Origin of the sequence: Nocardiopsis listeri (assembly GCF_020741345.1) — a bacterium.
Classification (GTDB): Bacteria; Actinomycetota; Actinomycetes; order Streptosporangiales; family Streptosporangiaceae; genus Nocardiopsis; species Nocardiopsis listeri_A.
Window position 1 is genome coordinate 1 of the sequence record NZ_DYZD01000264.1, and the last position, 4,530, is coordinate 4,530.

Annotated in this window: 4 protein-coding genes; 3 read left to right on the plus strand and 1 reads right to left on the minus strand. The window is 70.6% G+C overall.

Translation table 11 applies throughout. The features are described from left to right. Positions 1–333 precede the first annotated feature (333 nt). The gene (locus K8V84_RS13930; RefSeq protein WP_304074783.1) at positions 334–831 is read right to left on the minus strand and encodes a phosphoribosyltransferase; all 498 of its coding nucleotides are present in this window, start codon (positions 829–831) and stop codon (positions 334–336) included. A 383-nt stretch (positions 832–1,214) separates the two neighbouring features. Here K8V84_RS13930 and pdhA point away from each other — a divergent pair, with 383 nt between their 5' ends. The 3 genes from pdhA to K8V84_RS13945 all read left to right on the plus strand — a co-directional run. Next, entirely contained in the window at positions 1,215–2,300 is a 1,086-nt protein-coding gene (pdhA, locus tag K8V84_RS13935) for a pyruvate dehydrogenase (acetyl-transferring) E1 component subunit alpha (protein WP_304074784.1), read from the plus strand. 1 nt (position 2,301) lies between these two features. Continuing rightward, positions 2,302–3,288, plus strand: a complete 987-nt coding sequence (locus K8V84_RS13940; RefSeq protein ID WP_304074785.1) for an alpha-ketoacid dehydrogenase subunit beta — start codon at positions 2,302–2,304, stop codon at positions 3,286–3,288. Further along, the coding region (locus K8V84_RS13945; protein WP_304074786.1) for a dihydrolipoamide acetyltransferase family protein at positions 3,285–4,530 on the plus strand (1,246 nt) is incomplete at its 3' end. The genes K8V84_RS13940 and K8V84_RS13945, both read left to right, overlap by 4 nt.

A 4,530-nucleotide genomic window follows, 5' to 3' on the forward strand; every position in this document is an offset into this window, starting at 1 on the left:
GGCCCCTGGGCCCGAACCGCACGGGCGCGCCCCCTGGCTTCGGGTGCCCCCCGGGCCAGTTCACCCTGTTCTTTGCGCTCCTGTTGATCTCCTGCGCCCCGCCCGCCGCGTTGACCGCTCTGGCGGTCTTCGTCGACGCCCCGAACCTGTTCCCGGTCGCGATCGCGGTGGGTGTGAGCGAAGGGGTGCCGCTCGGTTGGAGGCCGGGTGGCCCACCGCGGACCGGAGCGGCGGGGCCGGAACGGATCCTTCGCGTGAGGGTGAGAGCGGGGAGGAAGGGGGCTCACCCGCCTCGAACACGACCTGGGCCTCGGCCGGCGCCGGAGGCGTCGGTCAGGCGTCGCGAACCTGGTCGGGGCGATCGACCACCGGGGGCAGGACCGACCAGGGGAAGTTGATCCAGCGGTCGGTGTGCTTCCACACGTACTCGCACTTGATCAGCGACTGCGGCTTCTCGTAGATGACCGCGCTGCGGACCTCGGCGACGTGTTCGGAACAGAAGTCGTGCACGAGCTTGAGGGTCTTGCCGGTGTCGGCGACGTCGTCGGCCACCAGCACCTTCTTGTTGCTCAGGTCCACCACGTTGGGTACCGGGGGAAGCATGACCGGCATGTCGAGCGTGGTGCCGACCCCGGTGTAGAACTCCACGTTCATCACGTGCAGGTTCTTGACGTCCATGGCGTAGCCCAGACCCCCCGCGACGAACAGGCCGCCGCGAGCGATGGACAGGATGATGTCGGGCTCGTACCCGTCGTCGGCGATCGTCTGGGCCATCTCCCGGATGGCGGTGCCGAAGAGCTCGTAGGTCAGGTTCTCGCGCTCGTCGCTCACGGTCTGGTTCCCCCTGGTAGCCCTGGCGTTGTTCGATTCGCGGCGGCGTCTCGCAGGTCAGGCCGTCCGCCGCACCGGTACATGCTAACGACGCCCGGGCACCCGAACGGTGGCGCGGTGGGCCCGTCGGGTGTCGTTTCGGCGACGAGTCGCCGTAGGGACGAGTCGACAGGTCGACATGTGGGTCGAGGGTCACGCGACCCTGAGTCGTGGGCCACATGTCCACGGAGGTCGGTGTCCTGTGTCACAAGGTAGGACGTTTTGTCATTAAATGTGCCTGTCTCCATGACATTTTCTTGACTTCTCCTGGTTTGTAGCGAACAGATGGCCGGAAACAGCACCATGTCTGCGTACAGATCTTCCGCGCACCAGGAGGTTGCAGCATGGCTGAGCACCAGGGCCTACTCCCCTCCGAGCGGCCCCTACAGCTGCTCGACGAGACGGGGACCCCGGTCGACGGCTCCGGTCTAGTGATGCCCGACCACCGGCGTCTCCTGGAGGCGTACACCTCCCTGGTGATCGGCCGGAGGGTCAACGATCAGGCCGGTGCCCTCGTCCGCCAGGGCCGCCTCGCCGTCTACCCCTCCTCCCACGGCCAGGAGGCCTGCCAGACCGGCGCCGCGCTCGCACTGGCCGACGGCGACTGGCTCTTCCCCACCTACCGCGACACCGCCGCCGTCATCGCGCGCGGGGTCGACCCCGTCGAGGTCCTCACCCTCCTCAAGGGCGACTGGCACGCCGGTTACGACCCCTACGCGCACAAGGTCGCGCCACAGGCCACCCCGCTGGCAACCCAGCTCCTGCACGCCGTCGGAGTCGCCCACGCCGCCCGCCTTCGGGGGGAGGACACCGTCGTCATGGCGCTGTGCGGTGACGGCGCCACCAGCGAAGGCGACTTCCACGAAGCGCTGAACTTCGCGGCCGTGTTCAAGGCCCCGGTCGTGTTCTTCGTGCAGAACAACGAGTACGCCATCTCCGTGCCCCTGGCCCGGCAGAGCGCCGCCCCCTCGCTCGCCCACAAGGGCGTCGGCTACGGCGTTCCGGGCGAGCGGGTGGACGGCAACGACGCCGCCGCGGTCCTCGCCGTCCTGGAGCGCGCCGTGGAGTCGGCCCGTTCCGACGGGGGACCACGGCTGATCGAGGCGCACACCTACCGAATGCAGGCGCACACCAACGCCGACGACGACACCCGCTACCGAGACAGCGGCGAGGTCGACCCGTGGGTGGAGCGCGACCCGTTGTCGCGCATGGAGAAGTACCTCAAGCGCAAGCGGGTGCTCACCAAGGCCCGACAGGCCGAGATCGCCGAGACGGCCGAAACCGTCGCCGCCCACATGCGCGAGGGCGTCGCCGAGGACACCGACCCCGAGCCCGCCGAACTGTTCGCCCACGTGTTCGCCGTCCCCACCCCGCAGTTGAACGAGCAGTCCGCCTTCCTGGCCGACGAACTGAGCAGAGAGGGCAACTGACATGGCGACCGAGAAGCTCTCCATGGCGCAGGCGCTCAACCGGGCGCTGCGCGACTCCCTCTCCGAGGACCCCTCCGTGTACGTGTTCGGCGAGGACGTCGGCCCGCTCGGCGGCGTCTTTCGGATCACCGACGGGCTGACCGCCGAGTTCGGTGAGGACCGTTGCTTCGACACCCCGCTGGCCGAGTCCGGCATCGTCGGAATGGCCGTGGGCATGGCGATGAACGGCATGCGCCCGGTCGTGGAGATGCAGTTCGACGCGTTCGCCTACCCGGCCTTCGAGCAGATCGCCAGCCACGTGGCCAAGACCCGCAACCGCACCCGCGGCCGGGTCGGTCTGCCCATGGTCATCCGTGTGCCCTTCGCCGGCGGCATCGGCGGCGTGGAGCACCACTGCGACTCCTCCGAGGCCTACTACGCCCACACCCCCGGTCTGAAGGTCGTCACCCCGGCCACCCCCGAGGACGCCTACCACCTGCTGCGCGAGGCCATCGTCTCCCCGGACCCCGTCGTGTTCATGGAGCCCAAGAAGCTCTACTGGGCCAAGGAGGAGGTGGACTTCGACCGTCCCGTGCCCGCCATGGGCAAGGCCGTCGTCCGCCGTGAGGGCACCGACGCCACGCTCATCGCCTACGGGCCGTCCGTGCCCACCGCGTTGGAGGCCGCCGAGGCCGCCGCGCTGGAGGGGCGCAGCCTCCAGGTCGTGGACGTGCGCTCCCCCGTTCCCTTCGACGACGAGACCGTGTGCGCCGCCGTGCGCTCCACCGGACGCGCCGTCGTGATCGCCGAGGCGAGCGGCTACGCCAGTGTGGCCTCCGAGATCGTGGCCCGGGTCACCGAGCGCTGCTTCCACTCCCTGGCCGCCCCGGTCCGCCGGGTCACCGGCTTCGACATCCCCTTCCCCCCGCCCAAACTGGAGCGGTTCCAACTGCCCGGCGTGGACCGCATCCTCGACGCCGTCGACGACCTGCAGTGGGAGGACCAGTGACCGCCCGGAATTTCGACCTCCCCGACCTCGGTGAGGGCCTGACCGAGGCCGAAGTGGTCCGATGGCTGGTCGCCGTCGGCGACACCGTCGCCCTCGACCAGCCGATCGCCGAGGTCGAGACCGCCAAGTCGATCGTCGAGGTCCCCTCCCCCTACGCCGGGACGGTGACCGTCCTGCACGGGCGGGAGGGTGAGGTGATGGCGGTCGGTAAGCCGCTCATCACCGTGGACACCGGGGCGGACACGACCACGGCCGCCCCCGTCACGGTCTCCGACCCCGCGGGTGAGCGCTATCGCGAAGAGGAACGCGCCGGCTCGGGTTCGGGCAACGTTCTCATCGGTTACGGGACCCCCGAAGCGCAGGCCACGGGACGGCGCCGCAGGCCCCGTGACCGTCCGCCGGCGCACGGCACCCGCCCCACGACCCCGGCGCCGACCCGTCGGGTCCCGTTGGTGACCTCTCCCCTGGTCCGGCAGATGGCCCGGGAGGCCGGACTCCGTGTGGCCGACATCCAGGGCAGTGGCCCGGGCGGGCTCATCACCCGACGGGACGTACGCTCCGCGATCGAGGCGGCCGGTGCCTCCACCACCGCTCCGGCCCCGTCCGCCCCGATCGCGGTCCACTCCCCCGACCCCGCCCCGGCCCCTGTGTCCCAGGGAGACCTCGACGCCCGCACCGGCCTGGCCGAGTCCCGGCGGGTTCCGATGGGCACGTTCCGCAGGTCCGTGGCGGCGTCGCTCTCCCGCAGCCGGCGGGAGATCCCCGAAGCGACCGTGTGGGTGGACGTGGACGCCACCGAGCTGGTGCGCCTGCGCCGTTCCGACCCGGAGGGTCCCGGCCTGCTCGCCTACGTCGCCCGTTTCGCCCTGGCCGGTCTGCGAGCCCACCCGGAGCTCAACGGCCTGGTGGACACCGAACGCGAGGAGCTCGTCCAGTACGACGGGGTCAACCTGGGCCTGGCCGTCCAGACCGACCGAGGTCTGGTCGCCCCCGCCGTGATGGGCGCGCACCGGCTCACCACCGTCGAACTCGACGCCCGGATCAAGGAACTCGCGCGGCGGGCCCGCGAGGGCAAGGCCACCCCGGCCGAACTGACCGGCGGCACGTTCACCCTGAACAACTACGGGTCACTGCGGGTCGACGGCAGCGCCGCGATCATCAACCACCCCCAGGTGGCGATCCTCGGACTCGGGCGAGTCATCGACCGCCCGTGGGTGGTCGACGGGGAGTTGACGGTTCGCA